Annotated in this window: 14 protein-coding genes and 3 pseudogenes; 7 read left to right on the forward strand and 10 right to left on the reverse strand. The window is 67.7% G+C overall.

Annotated features, from left to right (window positions below; all coding sequences use genetic code 11):
- Window positions 1-91: 91 nt before the first annotated feature.
- On the reverse strand, window positions 92-1,933 hold the full coding sequence (locus ACZOOI_RS43315) for a carbohydrate-binding protein (RefSeq protein ID WP_465282311.1): 1,842 nt from the start codon (window positions 1,931-1,933) through the stop codon (window positions 92-94).
- Window positions 1,934-2,249: 316 nt separating this feature from the next.
- On the opposite strand from ACZOOI_RS43315, the gene ACZOOI_RS43320 reads away from it, so the two are divergent.
- The 5 genes from ACZOOI_RS43320 to ACZOOI_RS43340 all read left to right on the forward strand — a co-directional run bounded on the left by ACZOOI_RS43320 (window position 2,250) and on the right by ACZOOI_RS43340 (window position 8,174).
- Entirely contained in the window at window positions 2,250-3,596 is a 1,347-nt protein-coding gene (locus tag ACZOOI_RS43320; protein ID WP_465282312.1) for an ABC transporter substrate-binding protein, read from the forward strand.
- Window positions 3,597-3,724: 128 nt separating this feature from the next.
- A complete protein-coding gene (locus ACZOOI_RS43325; RefSeq protein WP_465284166.1) occupies window positions 3,725-4,537 on the forward strand; it encodes a carbohydrate ABC transporter permease in 813 nt (270 codons plus the stop codon).
- Window positions 4,534-5,394: a carbohydrate ABC transporter permease gene (locus ACZOOI_RS43330; RefSeq protein WP_465282313.1), complete on the forward strand. Its 861-nt coding sequence runs from the start codon at window positions 4,534-4,536 to the stop codon at window positions 5,392-5,394. Before ACZOOI_RS43325 ends, ACZOOI_RS43330 begins: the two co-directional genes overlap by 4 nt.
- A 2-nt stretch (window positions 5,395-5,396) precedes the next feature.
- Window positions 5,397-7,151 carry a glycoside hydrolase family 36 protein gene (locus ACZOOI_RS43335; RefSeq protein WP_465282314.1) on the forward strand — a complete coding sequence of 585 codons (1,755 nt, stop codon included), beginning with the start codon at window positions 5,397-5,399 and terminating at the stop codon, window positions 7,149-7,151.
- 33 nt (window positions 7,152-7,184) lie between these two features.
- The gene (locus tag ACZOOI_RS43340) at window positions 7,185-8,174 is read left to right on the forward strand and encodes a LacI family DNA-binding transcriptional regulator (RefSeq protein WP_465282315.1); all 990 of its coding nucleotides are present in this window, start codon (window positions 7,185-7,187) and stop codon (window positions 8,172-8,174) included.
- Between the two features lie 1,077 nt (window positions 8,175-9,251).
- Here ACZOOI_RS43340 and ACZOOI_RS43345 read toward each other — a convergent pair.
- The 3 genes and pseudogenes from ACZOOI_RS43345 to ACZOOI_RS43355 form a co-directional block, all read right to left on the reverse strand.
- Window positions 9,252-9,572 carry a hypothetical protein gene (locus ACZOOI_RS43345; protein WP_465282316.1) on the reverse strand — a complete coding sequence of 107 codons (321 nt, stop codon included), beginning with the start codon at window positions 9,570-9,572 and terminating at the stop codon, window positions 9,252-9,254.
- Between the two features lie 167 nt (window positions 9,573-9,739).
- A pseudogene (locus ACZOOI_RS43350) lies at window positions 9,740-10,332 on the reverse strand (transposase); the annotation flags it as partial.
- 114 nt (window positions 10,333-10,446) lie between these two features.
- Entirely contained in the window at window positions 10,447-10,716 is a 270-nt protein-coding gene (locus ACZOOI_RS43355) for a hypothetical protein (RefSeq protein WP_465282317.1), read from the reverse strand.
- Window positions 10,717-11,899: 1,183 nt separating this feature from the next.
- On the opposite strand from ACZOOI_RS43355, the gene ACZOOI_RS43360 reads away from it, so the two are divergent.
- Entirely contained in the window at window positions 11,900-13,543 is a 1,644-nt protein-coding gene (locus tag ACZOOI_RS43360) for a PLP-dependent aminotransferase family protein (RefSeq protein ID WP_465282318.1), read from the forward strand.
- 564 nt (window positions 13,544-14,107) lie between these two features.
- On the opposite strand, the pseudogene ACZOOI_RS43365 reads toward ACZOOI_RS43360, so the two are convergent.
- The 4 genes and pseudogenes from ACZOOI_RS43365 to ACZOOI_RS43380 form a co-directional block, all read right to left on the reverse strand.
- Window positions 14,108-14,554: pseudogene (locus tag ACZOOI_RS43365) on the reverse strand (helix-turn-helix domain-containing protein); the annotation flags it as partial.
- A gap of 294 nt (window positions 14,555-14,848) precedes the next feature.
- Window positions 14,849-15,772, reverse strand: a complete 924-nt coding sequence (locus tag ACZOOI_RS43370) for a GNAT family N-acetyltransferase (RefSeq protein ID WP_465282319.1) — start codon at window positions 15,770-15,772, stop codon at window positions 14,849-14,851.
- A 678-nt stretch (window positions 15,773-16,450) separates the two neighbouring features.
- Window positions 16,451-17,161, reverse strand: a complete 711-nt coding sequence (locus ACZOOI_RS43375) for a substrate-binding domain-containing protein (RefSeq protein WP_465282320.1) — start codon at window positions 17,159-17,161, stop codon at window positions 16,451-16,453.
- A 466-nt stretch (window positions 17,162-17,627) separates the two neighbouring features.
- On the reverse strand, window positions 17,628-18,281 hold the full coding sequence (locus tag ACZOOI_RS43380) for a DUF6461 domain-containing protein (RefSeq protein ID WP_465282321.1): 654 nt from the start codon (window positions 18,279-18,281) through the stop codon (window positions 17,628-17,630).
- Window positions 18,282-18,941: 660 nt separating this feature from the next.
- On the opposite strand from ACZOOI_RS43380, the gene ACZOOI_RS43385 reads away from it, so the two are divergent.
- Window positions 18,942-19,466, forward strand: coding sequence for a hypothetical protein (locus ACZOOI_RS43385; protein WP_465282322.1), 525 nt, complete (start codon window positions 18,942-18,944; stop codon window positions 19,464-19,466).
- Between the two features lie 50 nt (window positions 19,467-19,516).
- Here ACZOOI_RS43385 and ACZOOI_RS43390 read toward each other — a convergent pair.
- Window positions 19,517-20,104, reverse strand: a pseudogene (locus ACZOOI_RS43390) (transposase); the annotation flags it as partial.
- Window positions 20,105-20,239: 135 nt separating this feature from the next.
- Window positions 20,240-20,674, reverse strand: a complete 435-nt coding sequence (locus ACZOOI_RS43395) for a DUF6892 domain-containing protein (RefSeq protein ID WP_465282323.1) — start codon at window positions 20,672-20,674, stop codon at window positions 20,240-20,242.
- Between the last annotated feature and the right edge of the window lie 109 nt (window positions 20,675-20,783).

A 20,783-nucleotide genomic window follows, 5' to 3' on the forward strand; every position in this document is an offset into this window, starting at 1 on the left:
CGACTGCGCCGTGTGTCGGGAGGCGCTGCCGGACCGGTTCGCGGTGGACCCGGCGAGCCCCAGGGCGGTCGTCACCGTGATTGGCAGGGGGTCAGCGGACCTTGGCAGTCGCAGTCGCTCCGGGAGCGATGGTCACGGTGACGTAGGCATAGGTCACACCGTTCACCACTTTCGTGTCGGCCTTGTGCGACTTGCCGTTCACCTCGATGGTGTCGTGGTCGCCTCGGAACCGCGCTTCCCAGGTGTACTTGTCGGGGCCTGCGCTGTTTGTGAGCGTCGACTTCGTGGCGCCGTCATGGCGTAGGGCGAAGGTGTTCCGGCCGATGCGCATGTCCTTGATCTGAAGCCAATCGGTGCCGGTCGGCAGGCGCGACTGTGTGGTCAGAGCACGGCTGGGAGCATTGGGGGCGACGCCCATGAGGCCCTCCACTGTCTGGCTCACCAAGGTGTACGACACCTCGGGGTAGTCGCCGTTGGTGCCCTGCTTGCCGACGGGGTGCTGTTCGTTCCGCCGGTCGTAGACCTGCTGCATCCACTTCCAGGCGGTGTCGTTCCGCTCATGGGCGAAGAACGTGTCGGGCAGATAGGTGATGGCCTCGATGTTGTCCGGCGCGCCGCTGCCGCCGGCCTGCTGGTCGATGAAGTCGAGATAGGCGCTGTTGCGTGCGCCCGGAGCGATGATCTGCTTCATGGGCATGAACCAGCTGTTCTCCTTGCCCCAGCCGGTGAGCGCCTGGCCGTCGACGGTGTATCCCCGAACCATCCGGCTGCCTGAACCGTTGCCGCTCCAGGTCGAGTTGAAGTACGACTTCAGGTCGGCGGCCTTCTGGCTGAACCGGGTGGCGAGTTCCTTGTCTCCCTTGTCGGTGGCGAGTGCCGACATGGCGAGGTAGGCCTGGTACTGGGAGCTGATCGCGTCGCCCGCCTCCGCGAGGTGCTCGTCGTCGGCTTCGTTGTAGCTGGCCGAGCCGGCGAAGATGCCGTTCCCCGTGCCCTCGGCGACGCTGTTCGGCTTCGCGCCGTCGTGCAGGTTGATGAATTCATCGGTGGCGTGCCGGTAGAAGTTCCAGAACGCCGCGTCGTCGATGTACGCGCGGTCACCGCTCCAGCGGTATGCCTCGTTGGCCTTCTCCACCAGTTCGAACGCCGCGGGGACTTCCCGGACGTAGTTGGTCGGGCTCTTGTAGTCGATCGAGAGGTAGGTCTTGGCGTCGAAGTTGAACGCCCATACGGGGAAGTACTTGTGCTCGGCCGTCGCGGAGGCGGCGAAGGAACGCAGCATCGTCTTGTTCTCGCGGTTCAGTCCGAGGACGGCGGCGCCGGCCACCTGGTGGACCATGTCGCGTGAGTAGTAGCCGCTGCGGTGCGAGTATCCGGCCCAGTACGAGGGGGCATAGACGCCCGACGCGGTGCCGGAGGGGTTGCCCTCGTCGACGTTGAGCCTGCCCTCGGTGCCGCTCAGCTGGACCCAGCTGTTCGCCTTGTGCTTCGACCAGTCGAAGATCTCGACGATCTTCGGGTCGGACGAGGTGACGACCGGGTCGGCGGGGGCTGCCGGCGAGACCATGACGTCGTCGGCGTTGATCCACCCGTCGCCGGATTCGAAGGCGATCTCCAGTGTGTCACCGGATCTGAGCGCCACCCGGCTAACTGTGTACCGCGCGTAGCCGGAGCGGCTGGGCAGGGCCACCGCCCCGACCGGGTTCCCGTTGACGCGTACGACGAACGTCCCGCCCGTTCCGCCCGCGGCGATCCAGGCCGAGAAGTCATAGGAACCCGTGGCGGACACCGTCTTCGTCTGGGAGACCTTCCTGCCCGCCCCCGCGTCGAGGTAGATCAGCTTTGCGCCGCCGTGCGGGCGGTTGGTGGCGACACCGGTGCCGGACGTGAAGTTCCAGCCAGTGGCGTCCTGTTCGAAGCCGGGATTCGTCACGGTGAGGAGTCGCGGTGCCGCAGCGGCGGCCGAGTCGCCGACGGGCAGGGGAGCGAGGGGCGCGAGCGTCGCGAGTGCGGCAGTCAATGCAAGGCGCGCAGGTCGGGAGGGTCTCATGGCGGCTCCAGGCTGGATCGATGGGTGAGGGCAGCTCGAAACTAGCCACGGTTTCCAGCCGCTCGCAAGACTCTTGCGCACTTTGATTGTCGGTTACGACAGAAAATTTTCAATGGAATCTTGCAAGCACGATGGCTGGTTGCTAGCTTCCCGGTCTGTCAGACGTGGGCGTGATTTCGCGAACAAAGGTGGCCTGGTCATGAACGTCAGTCGTCGCAAGGTCCTCGGAATCGGTGGGGCTCTCGCCGCAGGTGCCGGCCTGGCCGGCCTCACCGCCTGCTCCGGCACAGGCACAGCCGGGGCCGGTTCCGGGTCCGCCGGGGATGGTAAGAAGGGTGACATAACGGTCTGGAGCTGGCAGGGCCCGGCCGCAGAACTGAAAGCCCTCGTCCCCGACTTCAACAAGCGGTACCCGGACATCAAGGTAAACGTCCAGGACATCGGCAACCCGGCCATCTGGAACAAGATCACCACGGCCATGGCGGCCGGCGGCGCGGGTCTCGCCGATGTGCTCCACATCGGCGTCGACTACCTTCCCGGGTACGTCGATAAGTTCCCGGACGGCCTCGCGGACCTCGGCAAGCTCGGCGCCGCCAACTACAAGGACTCCTTCGCGCAGGGCATGTGGCAGACGGTGGCCGCCAAGGGCGACCGGGTCAGCGCCCTGCCCTGGGAGGCCAACTCGGCCGGGTTCTACTACCGTGCCGACATCTTCGAGGAGTCGGGGGTGGACGCCGCCGCCCTCGAAACCTGGGACGACGCGCTCGAAGCGGGAAAGAAGATCAAACAGAAGACCGGCAAGTACCTGCTCGGCATCGACAAGCCCGCCTCTCAGGCGGACGCCGCGAACTTCTTCCAGATGCTGCTCCAGCTGCAGGGGGCCTTCTACTTCAACCTCGACGGCGACATCACTCTCGCCTCGCCCGCGGCCGTGAAGGCCATGACGATCATCAAGGAGCTCAATGACGCGGGACTGGTGAGCGACCTCGCCGGCGGGTGGAACGCCCTGATCAGCTCGATCAAGAAGGGCACAGCGGCGGTCCTGCCGTGGCCGACCTGGTTCGGCGGCATCATCGAGGAGACGGTTCCTGCGGAGGCCGGGAAATGGGGCGTACGTCTACCGCCTGCCGTCACCCGCGGAGGCACGCAGGCCACGACGGTGAACTCCACACACCTCGCCATCGCAGGAAGCAGCAAGCAACAGGCCGCGGCCTGGAAGTTCGTCGAATTCGTTCTCACCCGGCCGGAGTCGCAGGTCCAGATCTACAAGGGGAAGGGCATCGCCCCCGCCCTGATGACGGCCTATGACGACCTCGTCTTCCATACACCGTCGGAGTTCTTCCGCGGCCAGAAGAAGGGAGAGGTCTTCCTGGAGGCTCTCAAGGCTCCCTCGCCCGCTTTCAACTACACCGCCGACTACGCCCGTGCGCTCAAGGTCGTCTCCGACGCCCAGACGAAGGTCCTCCTCAAGGGAGCCGATCCCGCCTCGGCACTGCAGAAGGCCGCCGAGCAACTGGCGGAGCAGACGGGACGCAAGGTCCTGTGACGACCACCGTCGGCGCACAGCCGCGCCCCCCGCAGGAACCGGCTCAGACCCGGCGGCGTACGCAGAGCCCGCCGTCACCACGGCTGACCGCACGTCGCGTCGCGCCGTACGCGTTCGTCATGCCTGCAGTGCTCCTCTTCGCCGCCTTCAAGCTCTATCCCATCGGCTGGTCCTTCGTCCTCAGCCTGCACAAGAGCGTCGGGGGCGTCGACACCTTCGTCGGAGCCGACAACTACCGGCGGCTCCTGCGTGATTCGCTCTTTTGGACCGCGCTGGAAAACACCTGCGTCATCCTGGTGATCCAGGTCCCTCTCATGCTGGCCCTGGCCACGGGACTCGCCCTCGCCTTCAACTCTGCGACTCTGCGCGCACGTTCGGTCTTCCGCCTCGGCTTCTTCCTCCCGATGGTCACCGGCCTGGTGGCCTACGGAGTCATCTTCTCGGTGCTCCTCAATGAGAAGTACGGTCTGGTCAACTGGCTTCTCGGGCTCGTCGGGATCGGCGAGGTGCCCTGGCTGACCGACCCGCTCTGGGCGAAGATCTCGCTCGGTCTGGTGCTCACCTGGCACTACACCGGATACAACGCCGTCATCCTGCTGGCGAGACTCCAGACGATTCCCTCGGAGCTCTACGACGCCGCCGCAGTCGACGGTGCGGGAGCCTGGGGGACGTTTCGCCACGTGACACTGCCCGGCCTGCGGCCGGCGATCCTGCTGACCACGGTGCTTTCCACCATCGGCACCCTGCAGATCTTCGACGAGCCCTACATCCTGACACAGGGCGGTCCGGACAACGCGACGCTCACCATCGGTGTGTACCTGTACCAAAACGCCTTCATGTACTTCGACTTCGGCTATGCCTCGGCCATCGCCTACGCCCTGACGGTTCTGATCGGAGTCCTCGGGCTGATCCAATTCCGTGTCCTGGGAGACAGAGCATGAAGAGCCGTTCGACAGGGTTCAGCCGCCTCGCTCCTGCACGCCGGCGCCGCAACAGCATCCTGCTGACGTCCGGCCTCGCCATCGCTCTCGCGGCCGTCGCCATCCCGTTCTACTGGCTCGCTATCGCCGCCACGCACAACTCCGACGACATCTTCGGCTCGCCGCCGCCGCTGCTGCCCGGCGGGCACCTGGGAGACAACCTCGCGAGCCTCCAGGAGACGGCATCCTTCGGCAGGGTCGTGTTCAACTCGGCTCTGATCGCCGCTATCTACACCATCTGCGCCGGAGCGGTCTGCACGCTGGCCGGCTACGCATTCGCCAAGTACCGCTTCAAGGGACGTGATGCGCTGTTCGGTGTGCTCATGCTGGGACTTGTCATCCCCACCCAGGTCACACTGGTGCCGTTGTTCAAGATGATGGCCGAGCTGCAGTGGCTCGACACCTACCAGGCCGTCATCATGCCCAACCTTGCACTGCCCTTCGGGATCTTCCTCATGCGCCAGTCGATGGCGGCCCTCCCCGACGAGTTGCTGGATGCGGGCCGGATGGACGGCTGCGGAGAGTTCCGGCTCTTCTGCAAGGTGGTCCTGCCTCCCATGAAACCGGCGCTCGCGGCACTGGGGATCTTCCTGTTCCTGTACCAGTGGAACGACTTCGTATGGCCGCTGATCGTGCTGCGAGACAACGCCTCCTTCACCATCCCCGTGGCGCTCGCCTCGCTGCAGGGCGTGGATGACACCGACTACGGAGCACTTTTCACCGGGACGGCCGTCGCCTCGATCCCCATGGTCATCGTCTTCCTGGCCCTCCAGCGCCACTTTGTCTCCGGCCTGCTCGCCGGGGCCGTCAAGGAGTGAATGTGAGCATCCTGTCCCACGAAGCCGTCACCACCGCCGAGCTGGTCCAGACGTCGTATCACCCACTTCTCGACACCGTGCACGTCGCCGTCCTGGCCTCCGGCACCGAGGCGGCATGGACCCTGTCCGAACTTCCCGGCGGGCTGAAGATGCTGAGCGTCGACGCGCCGGGGAGGCCGGTCACGATCCGGCTGTCCGTCCCGCTGGGCGACGCGGCCGGCTACTGGCACCCCCAGGCCGATTGGCACAGGACGCTGGTGGCGGACTGGGAAGGCCGGGCCAGTGTCAGCCTCGTCGACGGGCTCGCCGCGGGGTGCCTCTACGACTACGCCGGCGCGACCATGCTCACATTCGCCGCGGCCGACCCGGTGTCCGAAGTGACCCTGCGCTTCGGGGTGTCCGAGGAGCAGGACACCTACGTCGTGCATCTGGACCTGCCGGCGGCTCCCACTGCCCGTCAACTGCTCTTCGTACCCCGTGCCGAGTCGGTCGCCGCCGCAATGCGGAAGCTGCGTAACTGGTTTGCGGCCGAAGTGCCGGCCATGCCCGTCCCGGAGTCCGCACGCGTCCCCGTCTACTCCACCTGGTACGCCTTCAACCAGCAGGTGAACGCGGCCGCGGTCGAAACACAGGCAGATCTGGCTGCGGGCCTGGGCTGCGGCGTCCTCATCCTCGACGACGGCTGGCAGAGCCTGGGAAGCGGCCGGGGGTATGCGGGGTGCGGCGACTGGGTTCCCGACCCCGACAAGTTTCCCGACTTCGCCGGGCACGTGGCGCGCGTCCGCAAGGGGGGAATTCGATACATGGCATGGATTGCCCCGTTTCTCCTCGGCCCACTCGCGATGTGCTACAAGGAGTGGGCGGGTTTCGCGCCGGCCGCTGCCAGGGTGCCCGGGGCCAAGGTGCTCGACCCGCGCCGACCGGAAGTACGCGCCCACGTCGTTCGCATGTGCGTGTCCCTGGTGAACGACTACGGCCTGGACGGCCTCAAGGTCGACTTCCTGAACGAAGCCATGGTTTATGCCGGTGACGGCCGCGGTGACATCGGGCACGCGCTCACCGAGCTGCTCACCGAGCTGCGATCCGCGCTGGAAGCCGTACGCCCCGACGTGCTGCTCGAACTCCGTCAGCCCTATGTCGGCCCCGGCATGGCGGCCTTCGGGAACATGCTGAGATCCATCGACTGCCCCGCCGACGCGACAGCCAACCGGGTGCGCACCATCGACACCTCGCTGCTGGCGGTGGGAGGCGCGGTCCACTCCGACATGCTGCTGTGGGACACCTCGGCGTCGGCCGAGGCGGCGGCGCGGCAGCTCATCGGTACGCTGCACTCGGTGCCGCAGATCTCCGTCAGACTCGACACGCTGACCCAGGAACAGCTCGAGACCACGCGCTTCTGGCTGGCCGAGTGGCAGCGTCTGCGGCCGCAGCTGCTCGACGGGATCGTCGAGCCCGGCCGTCCCGACGACCTGTACTCGCTGGTCGAAGCCGTGGCAGACGGCCGGTGCGTGCTCAGCGTGTACAGCGAGCGGACCGTTCCCCTCCGACCCACCGTTTTCTCGGAGACCGTACTGGTCAATGCGACTTCCACAGACAATGTCGTTCTGGACGTGCGGGACGGCGGAGCGACAGTGGATATCGAGGTGCACGCTCCCACCGGTCGTATGACCAGACAGTCCCGGATCTCTCTCCTGCCCGGTCTGCACAGGCTGCCGGTTCCGAGAATGGGTCTGGTCCGTTTTCGGAGCAGCACCTGAACGGCACGATCAACCACCTGGAAAAGGGAAGACATGAAAGTCGGCATCGTCGAGATCGCAGCGCGCGCGGGCGTAAGCGAGGCAACCGTCAGCCGGGTCATCAACCGCCGGCAGGGTGTCGCGCGTAAGACGAGGGAAGCGGTTGAGCGCGTCATGGCCGAGCTGGGCTACGAGCGCCCGGTGCAGGGCCAGCTCGTGGCCGTGATCACCGAGCACGTGTCCAACCCCTTCTTCGCCGACGTCGCCGAACGCATCGAGTCCGCGCTCGCCCCGCATGGCCTGAAGACCGTGATCTGCCCGTCCTTCCCCGGTGGTGTCCAGGAGCGCGAGTTCATCACCTCGATCGTCGACAAGGGCATCGCGGCCGTCGTCTTCCTCTCCGCATCGAACACCGTGGAGGGAGCGGACCCGGAAACCTACGAAATACTCAGGGCCCGGCACATCCCGTATGTCGGGATCAACGGAGAGTTCGCCGACGGCGTGCCTGTGCCCGTCTTCTCCACCGACGACGCGCTGGCCGCGGAGCTGGCCGTCGACCATCTGTACCAGCTGGGTCATCGGACCATCGGCATGGCTTCAGGGCCGAAGGGAAACCGTCCGGCAGACCGGCGCGTGCGTGGCTTCATCGAAGCCATGGCCAAACGGGGAGTCGAGGAGCCGGAGCGTTGGGTCAGCCGCCAGTCCTACACCCTGGAGGGCGGTCAGGCGGCTGCGAATGTCTTGCTCCAACTGGGGGTTACGGCCATCGTCGCCGCCAGCGACTACATGGCGCTCGGCGCGATCCGTGGGATCCGCCGGCAGGGCGGCTCGGTGCCCGATGACATCTCGGTCGTCGGCTACGACGGATCGATGATCACGGAATTCGTGGATCCGCCGCTGACGACGGTGCGCCAGCCGGGAGACCGACTGGCACTGGAAGTGGGCCGCAGCGTTCTGGCTCTGGTCAGCAACCGGGACGTCCCGACGGGGGAGCTTCTCTTCGACCCTGAGCTGGTGATCCGCGCGACGACGGGGCCCGTGTGAGGTTCGGTGGTGGTGCCGTTCCGCGCGAGCCGGCCCGCGGAAGCCGGTGGCCGGACGGAGGGGCCCGGCGAGGGTGCGCGCCGAGGTACGCCGAGTGGGAACGTTCCCGCAATGCGTACGGCCGGGTTCTCGGGTCCGGTGGCGGCCTCGGGTGCTTCCCCGTGCGGTGCGCGGGGTGTCGGGGAAGCACCGGGTGGCCGGGCGGTGGGATGGATGTGCGCCTGTGTGAGGGGTCTGCTAGCAGGTGAGGGGCGGTGCCTTCGAGATGCGGAGGATCACCGGCGTGCTGGTCTGTCCGTCGGTGTGCTCGACGGCTTGGACGGTGGACTGTCCGGGCGTGCTCCAGGGGTTCGCGCCCTGGAACGACCAGTTGCCGACGACCTTCTTGGTGACCAGGCCCCTCTCCAGCCAGCCGTACTCGCCCGGTTTGAGGGGGAGGTAGCCGCTGGCCGTGTTGCCTCGGAGCCGATGATGGTGTGACCGTAGTGCGCTTCGACGGCCACGTTGATCGGTGCCCCGGTCGCCGGGGCCTGCACACAGGTGACCGCGGCCAGAACACCGCCGAGCACGATCGCAAGGACGTGAGGCAATCTTCGTGGCGACGTCATGTCGGCTCCCGTCGGGAACGAGCGGCACCGGCGGCTGCGGCGCGGCACACCCGGAGACACGCCCACCGTGCCTGCGGGGTGATGCCGCGGCCCCGCCTGCCACCGGACCGCGAGGAATGGACGAGCGGGTGCACGCCTCCCGCGTCCGTCGATCGGGGCGCGGGGACGGTGCCGGCCTCGACGGCCGGGGCGTGAGTACCGGCCAAGGGGATCCAGGTGCACCGCCAAGGCGGGTGCGGGAACGCCGACTTGCGCCGGCGGACGGTGTCCGAGGTGGTGGACCGGGTCGCCGGACCGGGCGGTGGCTCGGGGGCCCGCCCACGTGGCCCGACGTCCGGCCGCAGGCAGGACGCCAAGGACCGTGTGACCGCTGCTCGGCAGACCGCCTCGGGTCCCGGACGCACCCCGCCCGGGGCCAGGACTCGCGGCGCGGGCGGAGTGCGTGTCCGATGCTCCGGTGGTTCCCCGGTCAGGGGCAGACCCCGCCGACCGGCCTTTGCCCGACAGCCAACAGGCCGCCGCCGAAGACGGTTTGGCCGCAGAAGTTGACCTGCCCGCCCGCGGCCGGCGCGGAGCAGGTCAGACCTACCTCCGCGCTCGGCGCGATGTGGATGTTGAGCAGGGCCTCGATGAGGTCGAGACCCGGGGTGTTGGCGGCGGTGCCGACCAGGTTGCAGTACAAGGGCGTGGTGGTCGCGGCGTGGGCGGGCGCGGCGAACACCGCGGGCGCGGCGAGCGCCACGACCCCGGCACACACCAGCCGGGCGAGACGACCGAGAACGATTCCCATCAGGACTCCTGTCCGTGCTTCGTCACCGAAGACGGGGAACACCGCCGCCGCGCGCGGCCGGTGACCCGGCAGCCGCCACCGACCCCCCGGTTCCCCCGGCCGACACATCCGGCCTGCACCACGAGCGTCCCAGCACCCCGAACCCGATCAACAGGCCATTCACCCGAAATAATGAAAAATGCATAATCGCCCAGGCGCCACTGGCCGGCGGCGACCAAGCGCTCGACCAGGTCCCGCAGCTGTGCGGCGGTCACCGCGGCGAGGTCGTCGCCGGGCCGCAGCCGCACCGCGTCCAGCGGGGCGACCCACGAGGTCCGGCCCGATTCCAGGGCGACGACCCACGAGTACGGCCGGCCCGGGATCATCTGGTGCCTGGCGTCGCCCCGGCGTAGGTGTGGCAGAACGAGCGGGCATCGCTCGTGTCGGCATCGGGCCGCAGCCACGGCGAGACGTCCACCGCCGGCACCAGCCGGCCGCCTGCGGCACGGGGCAGCGGCAGGCCGACCAACTCGGCCCGCAGCCGGTCGACGTCCAGGCGGCCTCGGTTCAGCGCGCTGTAGAGGGCGCCGTGCCCGCGCCGGTGCTCGGGAGCCAGCGCCAGGCCGACCAGGGTCTTCACCGGTCCATCGGTGCACAGCACCGCGTCGGTGAGCTCGAACAGCGCGTCACGCCTACCAGTCAGGCAGTTGTAGAAGACCCCTCGGAAGCGTGGCAGTTCCGCAAGCGGATCGCCCAGCACGCCCTGTTCCACCACGCTCACCAGCACGGCCTTCACGTCGAGTCCTGTACCTCTTGGAGGTCCAGAAGCATCCGGGGGCGGGTCCGCTGTCCTGGAAATCCCCATGTGGGTGACCTGCGCTCGCCGTCGGACCTGCTACTGAGTCAGGCAAGGATCCTCGACAGTCGGCTTTCTCCGCTCGCCCTCGGGGGTGAAGGTCAACGATCCGCGGAACAAGCCGCCGCCGAAACGCACTGCGAGGAGCAAGGGTTGCGCATGCATCCGGAAAGCCACCTCGCCCCCGTGCATCCCGGGCCGGCGCAAGGCGAGGTTGAGCTGATCAACGAGGTGATCGTGGATCTCTTCAGCAGCGGCAAGCGGAGTAGGAAGCGTCACGCACACAGTCTTCCGCATGATGATCACCACGGATCACCTGTTCCACTGACGAGGACGAGTGGATAAATCACAAGCCCAGGCTTGCGGGCGGGTGTCCCGGATCGGGCCATGCGGCTCACCCTAATGAACGACTCCCACCGACCACGCCGTCTCATCTTTCGATGTCGAAGGCGAAGAAGACGTCAGGGTGTCGGTGAAGGTGTCGTCCATGCTGTGTCGGCGCGGGAGCGACGTCTGTGCTCCGCTTTTGTTTGCCGTACGACAAAGGTTCGATCGTCCAGGTCGCCGCCCCCTGCGGCTGACCTCGCAGGGCGTCCTGGGGCGATGGCGGCGGTTACGGGAAGGGGAACCCGACGACCGGCTCCCTGTCCGGCCAATCCCGGCACTCCGTGCCGCGGGCACGTTCCTGCGGCGTGGTCCGGGAATCTCGTGCGGGGCGCCGTCGCGGTAGGAGCCATGCGGTGGCCACTCCACCTGGGGGCGTAGTCCAAGGCTTCCAGGGTCCGGAAATCCATGGCGTCGAAGTCCGCGCGGCTGGGTTGATTCGAGCCGAACCCGTCCCGGATCACTGATGCGGTTAGGGGCCGCACCGTGCCGAAGTCGTGTTCGTCGCCGGCTTCGGTCATTCGGTCGACGTCCGGTATCGAATGGGTCCCTTTGATGCCCACGTATTCGCTGTAGAACTCGTTCTCCCCAAAACGTGACAGCGTCGGAGACCGCTCGAACGAGTGATTCGGGGAGTGGTAAAGCAGTCGGAAAACTCCAGCTCGAATCGATTTTCCGTTCACCTTCGGGCCGACTGCGGCTTTGCGGTCGGCCGCGCGCCGTCATGAGGGCGGCCCCCGAAATAGGCTGCCGATTCGAGGCCGGCCATATCGGTCGACCCGACGCGGACACGCCGGATAAGCCGTCGATTCACCCGAAATGATTAGCGGACGATAAACATCGACGATCCGGTAGTCGAGGCACCGAATCATCCATATTCTGTGGCCTGTGAGACGCCCGGCGACAAGTGGTCGAACCGCCCGATGGCCACTGTCCCCAAGACCAGGGTCGGCGCACCGGCGACCCACGCGAATGCCGGGCGGCCGGGCCCCGGTACATAACGAACTCGCTTCGCCTCATTGACCCGAGTACTTTCCGAGACGTTTGTCGCTGTCCTGGTCGACGCCCGGCTGCCGTTTCGCGGAATCACTCAGAATCGGATATTGAAATGACCATCGAACACTCCGATGCGCGGCTGACCGCACTGCCGAACAACGAGGACTACCGACTGGGCACCGACGCCTACACCGACGAGCAGCGGAATGCGGTCCTCGCCAAGCTGGAGGGGTACCTCGGCGAGCGGAGCGGGCGTCTGCTGGGCTACCAGGTCAACCTGTCACTCGACGGTCACGCCGCCCTCGGCCGTTTCCTGGGCTACCACATCAACAACATCGGGGACCCGTTCGTCGACAGCAACTACAGCCTCCACTCCCGGTGGCTCGAGCGCGCGGTCCTGGAGCACTACGCCCGCCTGTGGCATGCCCCGTTGCCCCAGGACCCGGCCAACCCGCGGGATCAGGACGGGTGGGGCTACGTCCTGTCCATGGGCAGTACCGAGGGCAACCTCTACGCCATGTGGAACGCCCGTGACTACCTCGACGGCAACGCCCTGGTACGCGACGAGGTCTCCGGCGACGCCAGTTGCCGCACCACCTACCTGCGAGCGACACACCCGGACGACAACCCCAACGCCTACTCCCCCGTGGCGTTCTTCTCACAGGAGACCCACTACTCCCACATCAAGGCGATGCGGGTGCTGGACATCCCGACCTTTTACGATCTGGGCGGAAGTCTCTACCCGGGCGAGTGCCCCATCGACATGGCCGGCACCGGCACGCAGACATACAACGGCTGGCCGCTCGGCGGCGTCCCGACCACCGGCGGCGACGAGGGCCCCGGCACCGTCGACGTCGACGCCCTGGTCGCCCTCGTGGACTTCTTCGCCGCCAAGGGACACCCCGTCCTGGTCAACTTCAACATCGGCAGCGTCTTCAAGGGCGCCTACGACGACGTCCGGGCGGCCTGCGAGCGGCTGCGCCCCGTCTTCGAGAAGCACCACCTGGTCGACCGCACCGTGCGCTTCGACCCCGACGACCCCGATCGGGTCAGTATCCGCAACGGCTACTGGATCCACGTCGACGGAGCACTGGGCGGCGCCTACGCCCCCTACCTGGAGAAGGCCCGTGACACGGGTCTCGTCGACAGCGCACCCCCGGTCTTCGACTTCCGGGTCCCCGAGGTGTCCTCGATCGTCACCAGCGGCCACAAGTACCCCGGCGCGCCCGTCCCCACCGGGATCTACATGTCCCGCGCGGGATCCAAGCTGCGCCCGCCATCCGACCCGGCGGTCGTCTCCTCCCCGGACAGCACCTTCGCCGGCTCCCGCAGCGGATTCGCCTCCCTGGCCATGTGGAACCACCTCGCCCAGTTCAGCGAGGAGCAGCAGGTACGGCAGGCCGCGGAGGTCCTGCGGATCGCCGAGTACACGGCCGATCGCCTCAGGCTGCTGAGCTCGCAGTTGCAGGAGCGCGGTGAGCCCTGGGCCGAGGACGGCATCGAGGTCGGCCACGGCGACCACGCGCTCAGCGTCTGGTTCCAGCAGCCCCGGGCCGAGATCACGCAGAAGTACTCCCTGGCCTGCGTCCCCCTCAACCTCGGCGGCCGCCGCCACGACTACAGCCACATCTACGTCATGCCGCACGTCACCCGGGAACTCATCGACGAGCTCCTCGACGACCTCTCCCGTCCCGGAGCCTTCGACCGCTCCGACGACCCGGACGCCGAACGGCCGCGGCTGCCAAAGCAGCGCTGACGACGGATTCCAGGTCCCTCATCTACCCGACGGCCGCCCGCACGCCCCGTGCGGGCGGCCGTCGGGTCCGCCCACGGTCGCGAGCGGACGGGCCGCACCGGAGCGGGTGATCCAGGCAACGGGCATCCCCGGACAGGTGAACGGCCCTGGTTGCCGCTCCTGGCTGCCGTGCCACCGGCCCAAGGGGACATCCACGCCGGCCGGGGAACTGCCGGCGTCAGGTACGGTCGCGCCAACTGTCGAGGGTTGTCGACAGCCGACCGAGAGGGCCGGCATGACCACCGCGCTCGTCATCCACACGAACGGAAGCGTCGACACGGAAGATGACCAACGTGACGGCGCCACCGGGCGGCGTGTCTTCCTCAGCCGGGGATGCGCGCCGGAGGCGGTCGCCCACGCGGGCCGTCGCCGGGTCCTTCACCAGGGCGAGCCTGAGCGCGCACCTGGAGGGGTTGTAGGTCACGGCGCATCCGGGCGAGGAGATGGTCGCGTGGAGGCTGCGCAGCCGGGCGCCTTCGACACGCACTGGGACAGCGCAGTTGTGCTCGTCCGCCGGAACCGGCGTTCAATGGCCTCGCCCGGCTCCGGGACCAGATCGCGGTCGCCCAGGACGAGTCGTACCCGTCCGGACAGGACGTACAGACACTCGTACCCCTCGTGCGTGCACGGCTCGGGTCGGGATGACCGACTTCGACGCCTGGAGGGGGCTCGGACGGTCGGCGGAAAGCGGGTTCTGCCGTTGTGCACACGTGGCCTGGCACGAATCCGGGGCCTGCCCACCCCGGGGGCTCCGACGAGCTCGTCCAACGGCAACCGGTAGGCCTGCGCGATCGGCAACAGCACTTCGAGGCTTGCGCGGCGTCGGCCGGATTCCAGCCTGGACAGGGTGCTGATGGAGATTCCCGTTACCTCGGCCAGTGCGGACAGGGTCAGGCCCCGCTGCGTACGGATACGGCGAAGTCGTGGGCCGACCTGTGCCGGTGTGACGGCGACAGCGGGTGACTCGTCCATGCGTTGGAGTCAATCCGACCACAGCGAAGAAGGCAACGAACGTTGCCGATACCGCATAGCCGTTCGGCTTTCGGGAGCGCATGGTCGTGGGCCGGGGCGTGCCGGTCGAGTCGCCGATGATGAAGTCGGTCCGGTGAGTTGCCCCGAACTCGCTCGACGGCCGCCGTGGTGACGCGGTGCCGGGCCGTGGCGACGGGAGGTCGGGAGCAAGCGCGTACTCCCGGCGGGTGCGCGGTTTCGCGTTACCGGTCGGCGGATCCGGACGGGGACGCCCCCGCCCGGATTCTCGCCGCGTCAGCCCTGTCGGTGCTCCCACCCTCGGTCGGTACGGGTCAGTTCGCGGAAGCCGGCGGCGGTCAGTCGCCCGATCGCGTCCGCGTCGTCGGCCGACTCGTAGGCGAGCACGCGGTCGACCCCGGCCAGGCGGAGCCACCGGGCCGCCTGGGCCAGGAGCCAGTCCGCCAACCCGTCGACGCGGTGGTCCGGTTCGACGACGAGGTTGCCGATGTCGGCCAATCCTCCGTTGCGGGCGAGCCGTTCGGGCCGGTCGAGGGTGGTGTCCACCTCGATGAAGCCGAGGACGCGGCCGTCGAGATGGGCCGTCAGTCGGGTTCCGCACTCGCCGAGCGTGCGCCGCACGGCCGGTCGGGGCATCGACGGCTCGGTAGGCGGCGCCGGCAGGTCGGCGACCTCGGCGAGCAGCACCACCTCGGTGTGGCCGGTGTGCCGGAAGCCGGCCCGCTCGTAGGCCGCCCGCACGTGAGGCCACGCGTCGGGCAGGCCGTAGACCCCGGGCGCGGGCAGGGTTCCGTCGGCGTAGCGGACCCGCACGTGCCAACGCGCCAACCGGGCCAGGCACGCGGCCATGAGTTGATCCGCCGCCGTCTCGGAGCCGGGCCGGAACGACGCCGGCGGGCGGTGGAGGAACCAAGCGATCTCGCCCGCGCCGCGAAGGTCCGGGCCGACCTCGGCGTCGTCGCGGTAGCGCAGCAGATGCGCGGCGGCGACCACGGCCCCGTGCTGTTCGGCGACCAGGGTGGCCCGCTCCGCCACCCACGGATCGGTGACGAACTCGTCGGGGCGCCGGGTGAGTTGCCCGAGAACGGTATTGACGGACACGGACACGCCGGGCACCACGGCGGCGACATGCGCGTTGACGAGCTCGGTCAACTGGTCGCGATCGTCACGGTGAAAGGGGCGCACGGTGAGAGCAGGCATGAAGGACCTCCGAACGGCTCTACTGCGAGAAAGGAGGCCGCCATGCGATGCGGTATGTCGCCGACGATACCTCACGCGGTCGGGCGGCTTGCCGGCCCCGGCCCCGGCTCGGGCAAGTGTCGGTACGCGCGTTCACACCCGTCGGAGCGCGAACCACGGCTTCACCCTGCTTCCGGACTTGGGGGACCATGAACACCGATGAGCTGAAAAGGTTTCTCGAGAGGTATCCGGGCGGGCTGACCACGCCACCGAACGCGCACTGCCGGCCCATCCGGCGCACCATGCCCTCGATCGCCGGCGCCGCCCCTGGGCCTACGTCGAACTGCGCCCCGGCCAGGCCGTTGTCCGGCGGGGCGATCACCGCCGAGCATCCGCCCATCGGTCGGTCCTGAGTCGCTCGCGCCGGCGCGGGCCGCCGTCCGTTCGTGCGTAGGCGGGACGTGGCCGATGCTCCCTGGGGCCTTCCCGCAGGGGGAACGCGCCGGCGGCCTTCTCGCCGACCACAGCGGGCTCCTCCTCGGCGCCTGGACAGCGGGCCCCCGCGCTGAGCCGCACGGCGCAGCCCGAGCCCGACCCCGATTCCTTCGACCACGCGGCTGTTCGTCTTCGTTCGGGTCCCGGCCGGCGAGGCGCCTCACCCCGGGACGCTCAGGTGAAAACCGCGCCCGGCCGGAAGTGCTAACGAGCCGGGCGGACGAGGGCGCGTGATCGTGCCCCGACAGGCCCGGGGCGCCGGCCGCGACACTGGCCGGCGCCCCGGGCCACCGGGAACGCACGACCAGCGCGCCCGCGGGAGGCCGGGGCGGGGGTTGTCTCACTCGCGCGGGCCCGGCGCGTCGGGCGGCTGGCGCCGCGCTCCGCCCCGTCCCCGTGCCCGACTCCCGGACCCGGTGCCCGGGTTCCAGGAGCAGTGGCCCTGCCGGTCCTGCCGGTCTTGTCGTGGTCCGGGCTCGCGCGTGGGTGGGGTTCGGTTAACGTCGTCTCGGTTGGTTTTACCGACCGGGGGCACGGGTGCACCGCCTCGTCGGGAACGGGCCCGCCTTCACCGTCGCTCGGTGACGAGTCGATGCTGGTGAGCGGGACGGGAAGTTCGGCGGCGAGCGCCGTGTCGTTGTAGCCCATGATCGCGATGTCCCGTCCCACCCGCAGAGCACGGTCGCGGGCCCCGCCCATGGCGGCGATGGCGGCGAAGTCGTTGACCGCGAAGCGCGCTGTCGGGGAATCCTCGTGCGTCAGCAGCGTGTCTCCGGCGTCGCGACCGGAGCGTGTGTCGAAGCCGCTGCGGACGATCCGGTTGCCGGGCACCGTCACCTCTCCGACTCGATTTCCTTCTTGTTGAAGGCGGCGTCCCAGGCGGCGCCGACCAGCATGCCGAGCCGGAATCCACACCGGGGGTCTGTCCGGCGATCCCGGCGAGGACCTCCTTCATCTTCTCCATCACGTAGTCGAGGTTCCCGTCCTCCTCCCCGGGTGACCCCTCTCTCGGCCCCCGGCCCCACCGGGGCGTCCTGGCCCTCCTGCTGCCGAACCGAACGATCGTTTGTCGTACGACGATCATTCGAGTCGCGGCGGGGGCACCCGCTCGCGTGTCGTGGGGCGGCTACGCGAAGACACCGCCGCGACCCGGACGGGCCGACCCGGTGCGCCCGGGCAAAGGCCCGTCCATGCGCCGGCCGGTCCGAACGGCACTCCGCAGCGCCGACAAGGAGAAGAGGATCCTCCCGTCGATCGCCGCCGGGTCGGCGGCGGGGAAGTCCCGGCCCGCCGATTGAGGTCGCCGTGACGGCAGGCCCCGGACCCGATCACGCGAGCCGGGTAGCGAGGGCGAATCCCATGCTGTGACGCAATCGAGGTCTCAGACCTCGAGGTACACAGACGGCAGTGGGCCCTCGATGTCCCTCTCGAAAATCGAGAACGACGTTGCGTTCTCGCACAGGGCAAACACCTCGCCCAAATCACATCTGGTGAGCGAAACACCCAGCATGTCCATGAACGTCGCACTCGCCAACTGGCCTCCCGGGCCGGTACTCGGATCGAAAGACGCCTCGATCGTTCCGTTTCGCGCAAAACCGAACCATGCGAACGAGTTGATATCCCACGTGAAGGCGAACACCTGCCCGCGACGGGAGACACTGCGCAGGAACCGATCGTTCATCATCGCGCTGGAGAAGGCGTTCGTGCAGAATGTCCAGTCATTCGAGACGCCGGCACGGAGCAGCGTCAGGCCTCGATTGAAGAGTTCAGGATCCAGTCCTTCGTCTCGTGTAGTGGAAAAGATGTGCGCATCGTCCCCTGCTGCCGCTGAGATCAATTCTGTCACGGTGACGCCTTTTGCATAGGCAAAAAAGCCTCCATGGATGAATGAACGTCGAATCATTTCCCATTGCGATCCGCTCATGTTCTCTCCGCGTTTCTCTCCGCCGGTCGGTGCATTGGGCTTGACCGCCAAGTCCGGCAGGTCATCGTATCCCGAAGCCCGAAAGCGCGCAGATAGTGTCATTTCTTCCATATCCACACATTGATGTCGCGTCGCGGGTCCCGATGCGCCAGTACTCTCACTCGATCTCATTCGGAATCTGAGTGGAATGGACGGTTCCTCTTGTCAGGAAATCAAGAAGAACGTGCCTCGCGGGTTTGGCACCTGTGTCGTGACGGCCCTCCTCGGCAGCCTGCCTCTGGCTGCCGCGCCGCCGCCTGCTTCGTCTGCGCAAGTCGCCGACCTGCCCCGATTACCGGCCGCTCAGGGTGGCGCCCGTTACGACGAGGTCGAGGCCGCGCCATACGTGCCGGAGGAGGATGTCGCACTCGGCCAGGCCGCGAGCCGTTCCCGATCGGAAGGCGGATCTTTGGCGGCTGCGTGCCCAGGGTTACCCGCAGCTCCGATTACACCGCCTGGCCGATATTTCTCGTGCGTGAGCGACGGAAGGAAAACAGGCCGGCCTGGTTTCACATTCGAGAACACCGACAGCATCGGTCCTGCGGCGGCTTGGACATGCAAGCCCGGCTATGAAAAAGAGGACTTCGATCGATTCACCTGGTGTTACGCCGCGGCGAAAGACTACGCAATTTTCGACGGGAACACCCACGACAAGGTGGGCAGCGCCGAATCGCGCAGGTGCTCAACGTCAAATCGAACAGTCCGGTCTTCAGTAACGAGCTTATAGTCCAGATGGACGAGGTCAAGGGGCTCGCCAAAGATCTCGAAGTGACCATTAAATCGAGTTGTTCACCGTTCTGTACCGTGAAAGAAAATTGGCCGGCCCGGAAGATCTCGAAGGGTGCACAGTTAAAGTTCGAGAACGGGACCATGGAGTGGACGGGGGCCGGCAGTGGTGTGGGCCAATCGAGTATTGTCCCCGGATGGGAACTCACCGGTCATATCCCCGACACGACGCCCCTACCTCAAAAAGCAAAATGGGGAGGTGGTGCTCTGCAGAATGTTCGATGTGATGACAAATGGGTGGGGTCGACGACAGGCTGTGTCATTCCGGGTTTCATCCCGACCATCGACATCGCTGATCCGAAGTACGGTTCCTCCGCAGCCATGATCCGCCTCTTCCAAGAACAAAGCGATATCAAAATGGGGTCAAAAATTGACCAGCGGTCGGGGAATTCCCTTGACTCGTGGCCCCGAAGAGTCAAGCATTCCGGGCAAATCGGGGGAGAAGGCCAATCGGGACATCATCTGCGATAATTCATTCACTCATGATGCGGATATCTACAAGGACAGTTGCGACGAGTACCGACCAGCATGTCCGGGTCCCGTGGTTCGTACTGCCCGGCGATGACCAAGCGTTCGACGACCTCGCGGACCTGGACGGCGGTGGAGGCCGCGACGTCCTCACCCGGCCCGAGCCGGACCGCGTCCAGTACCACGGTCCACGAGCTGCGGCCCGGCTCCAGCGCCGCGACGATCGAGCACGGCCGGCCGGGCACTATCCGGTGTTTGCCCTCGGCCCGGCCGAAGTGGGGGCAGAACGAGCGGTCCGGACTGGCGTCCGCGTCCGGTCGCAGCCACGGCGAGACGTCGACCGCGAGCACGATCCGCCCGTCCACGGCTCTGGGCAGGGTCAGCCGAACCAGCGCGTTCCGCAGCCGGTCGGCGTCGATCCGGCCGTGGTTGACCGCGTCATAGAGCGCTCCGTGGCCACGGCGATGCTCCGGCGCCGGCGACAGCCCGATCAAAGTCCTCACCGGCCCGTCCGCACACAGCATCGCGTCCGTCAGCTCGAACAGCGCATCACTGCGACGGGTCAGGCAGGCATGGAACTCGCCCCCAAAATGGGCCAGTTCTGCGAACGCTTGGCGAAAACCTGGCGCGAGGTGGGGCATGGGGTCGTGGGCGAGCCGGGGCCGTCGGGGCGCCGGAGCAGCCGTAGGCGCCCGTGTGACGGCGGTGGGCGGCCTTCCTCGGCCGGGCCCCAAGGGCCCCGGCCGAGGCGGCGGGCGGCGAATGGGTGCCGGGGTTCAGTCGGTGTCGATGCCGCGCGCGGCGAAGACTTCCGCCGCGTCCGGCACCGCCAGGACGCCGTCCTCCACGAAGGTGACCGCCCGCAGGTTGGGCAGCAGGACGAGGTCGTCGAGCGAGCGGACGTCGAACAGATCGTCCTCGCCGTCCCAGGCGGGGGCACAGTGCCGGAAGACCTCCGCCCCGGCGTCGAAGCACAGCTCCTCGACGCGGGCGAGCAACTCGGCCGGGATCTCCAGGGCCTCGAAATGAGCCCGGGACTCCGGCAGTACCTCCTCGTGAAGGCCGTTCCTCAGAACGTAGGACGCGGCGTCGCGGATCCCACGCTCGGCCAGCCGCCCGGGCAGGTCGTAGACCGGGAGGAGTCGCTCACGTCCGTACATGAGCTTCTCGATGACGAGCAGCTTGAAGTTGAAATCGCGGAACCGGCTCATAGGACTTGAGCACCACGGAGGTAAGACAGGGGTCTTCGCCCGGTCTCCGGCCGATCGGAAGAAGGGCGGCGGGCGGACCGAGCCCTCCCCCGGCCGAGCCAGGCCCCCG

It is taken from the genome of Embleya sp. L77 (genome assembly GCF_055557415.1).

Bases quoted from the DNA above. Each gene is read 5' to 3' on its own strand.
- ACZOOI_RS43320 (WP_465282312.1), top strand. From the start codon at position 2,250: ATGAACGTCAGTCGTCGCAAGGTCCTCGGAATCGGTGGGGCTCTCGCC.
- ACZOOI_RS43330 (WP_465282313.1), top strand. From the start codon at position 4,534: ATGAAGAGCCGTTCGACAGGGTTCAGCCGCCTCGCTCCTGCACGCCGG.
- ACZOOI_RS43340 (WP_465282315.1), top strand. From the start codon at position 7,185: ATGAAAGTCGGCATCGTCGAGATCGCAGCGCGCGCGGGCGTAAGCGAG.
- ACZOOI_RS43345 (WP_465282316.1), bottom strand. From the start codon at position 9,572: ATGGGAATCGTTCTCGGTCGTCTCGCCCGGCTGGTGTGTGCCGGGGTC.
- ACZOOI_RS43360 (WP_465282318.1), top strand. From the start codon at position 11,900: ATGACCATCGAACACTCCGATGCGCGGCTGACCGCACTGCCGAACAAC.
- ACZOOI_RS43370 (WP_465282319.1), bottom strand. From the start codon at position 15,772: ATGCCTGCTCTCACCGTGCGCCCCTTTCACCGTGACGATCGCGACCAG.
- ACZOOI_RS43380 (WP_465282321.1), bottom strand. From the start codon at position 18,281: ATGGAAGAAATGACACTATCTGCGCGCTTTCGGGCTTCGGGATACGAT.
- ACZOOI_RS43385 (WP_465282322.1), top strand. From the start codon at position 18,942: ATGGACGAGGTCAAGGGGCTCGCCAAAGATCTCGAAGTGACCATTAAA.
- ACZOOI_RS43395 (WP_465282323.1), bottom strand. From the start codon at position 20,674: ATGAGCCGGTTCCGCGATTTCAACTTCAAGCTGCTCGTCATCGAGAAG.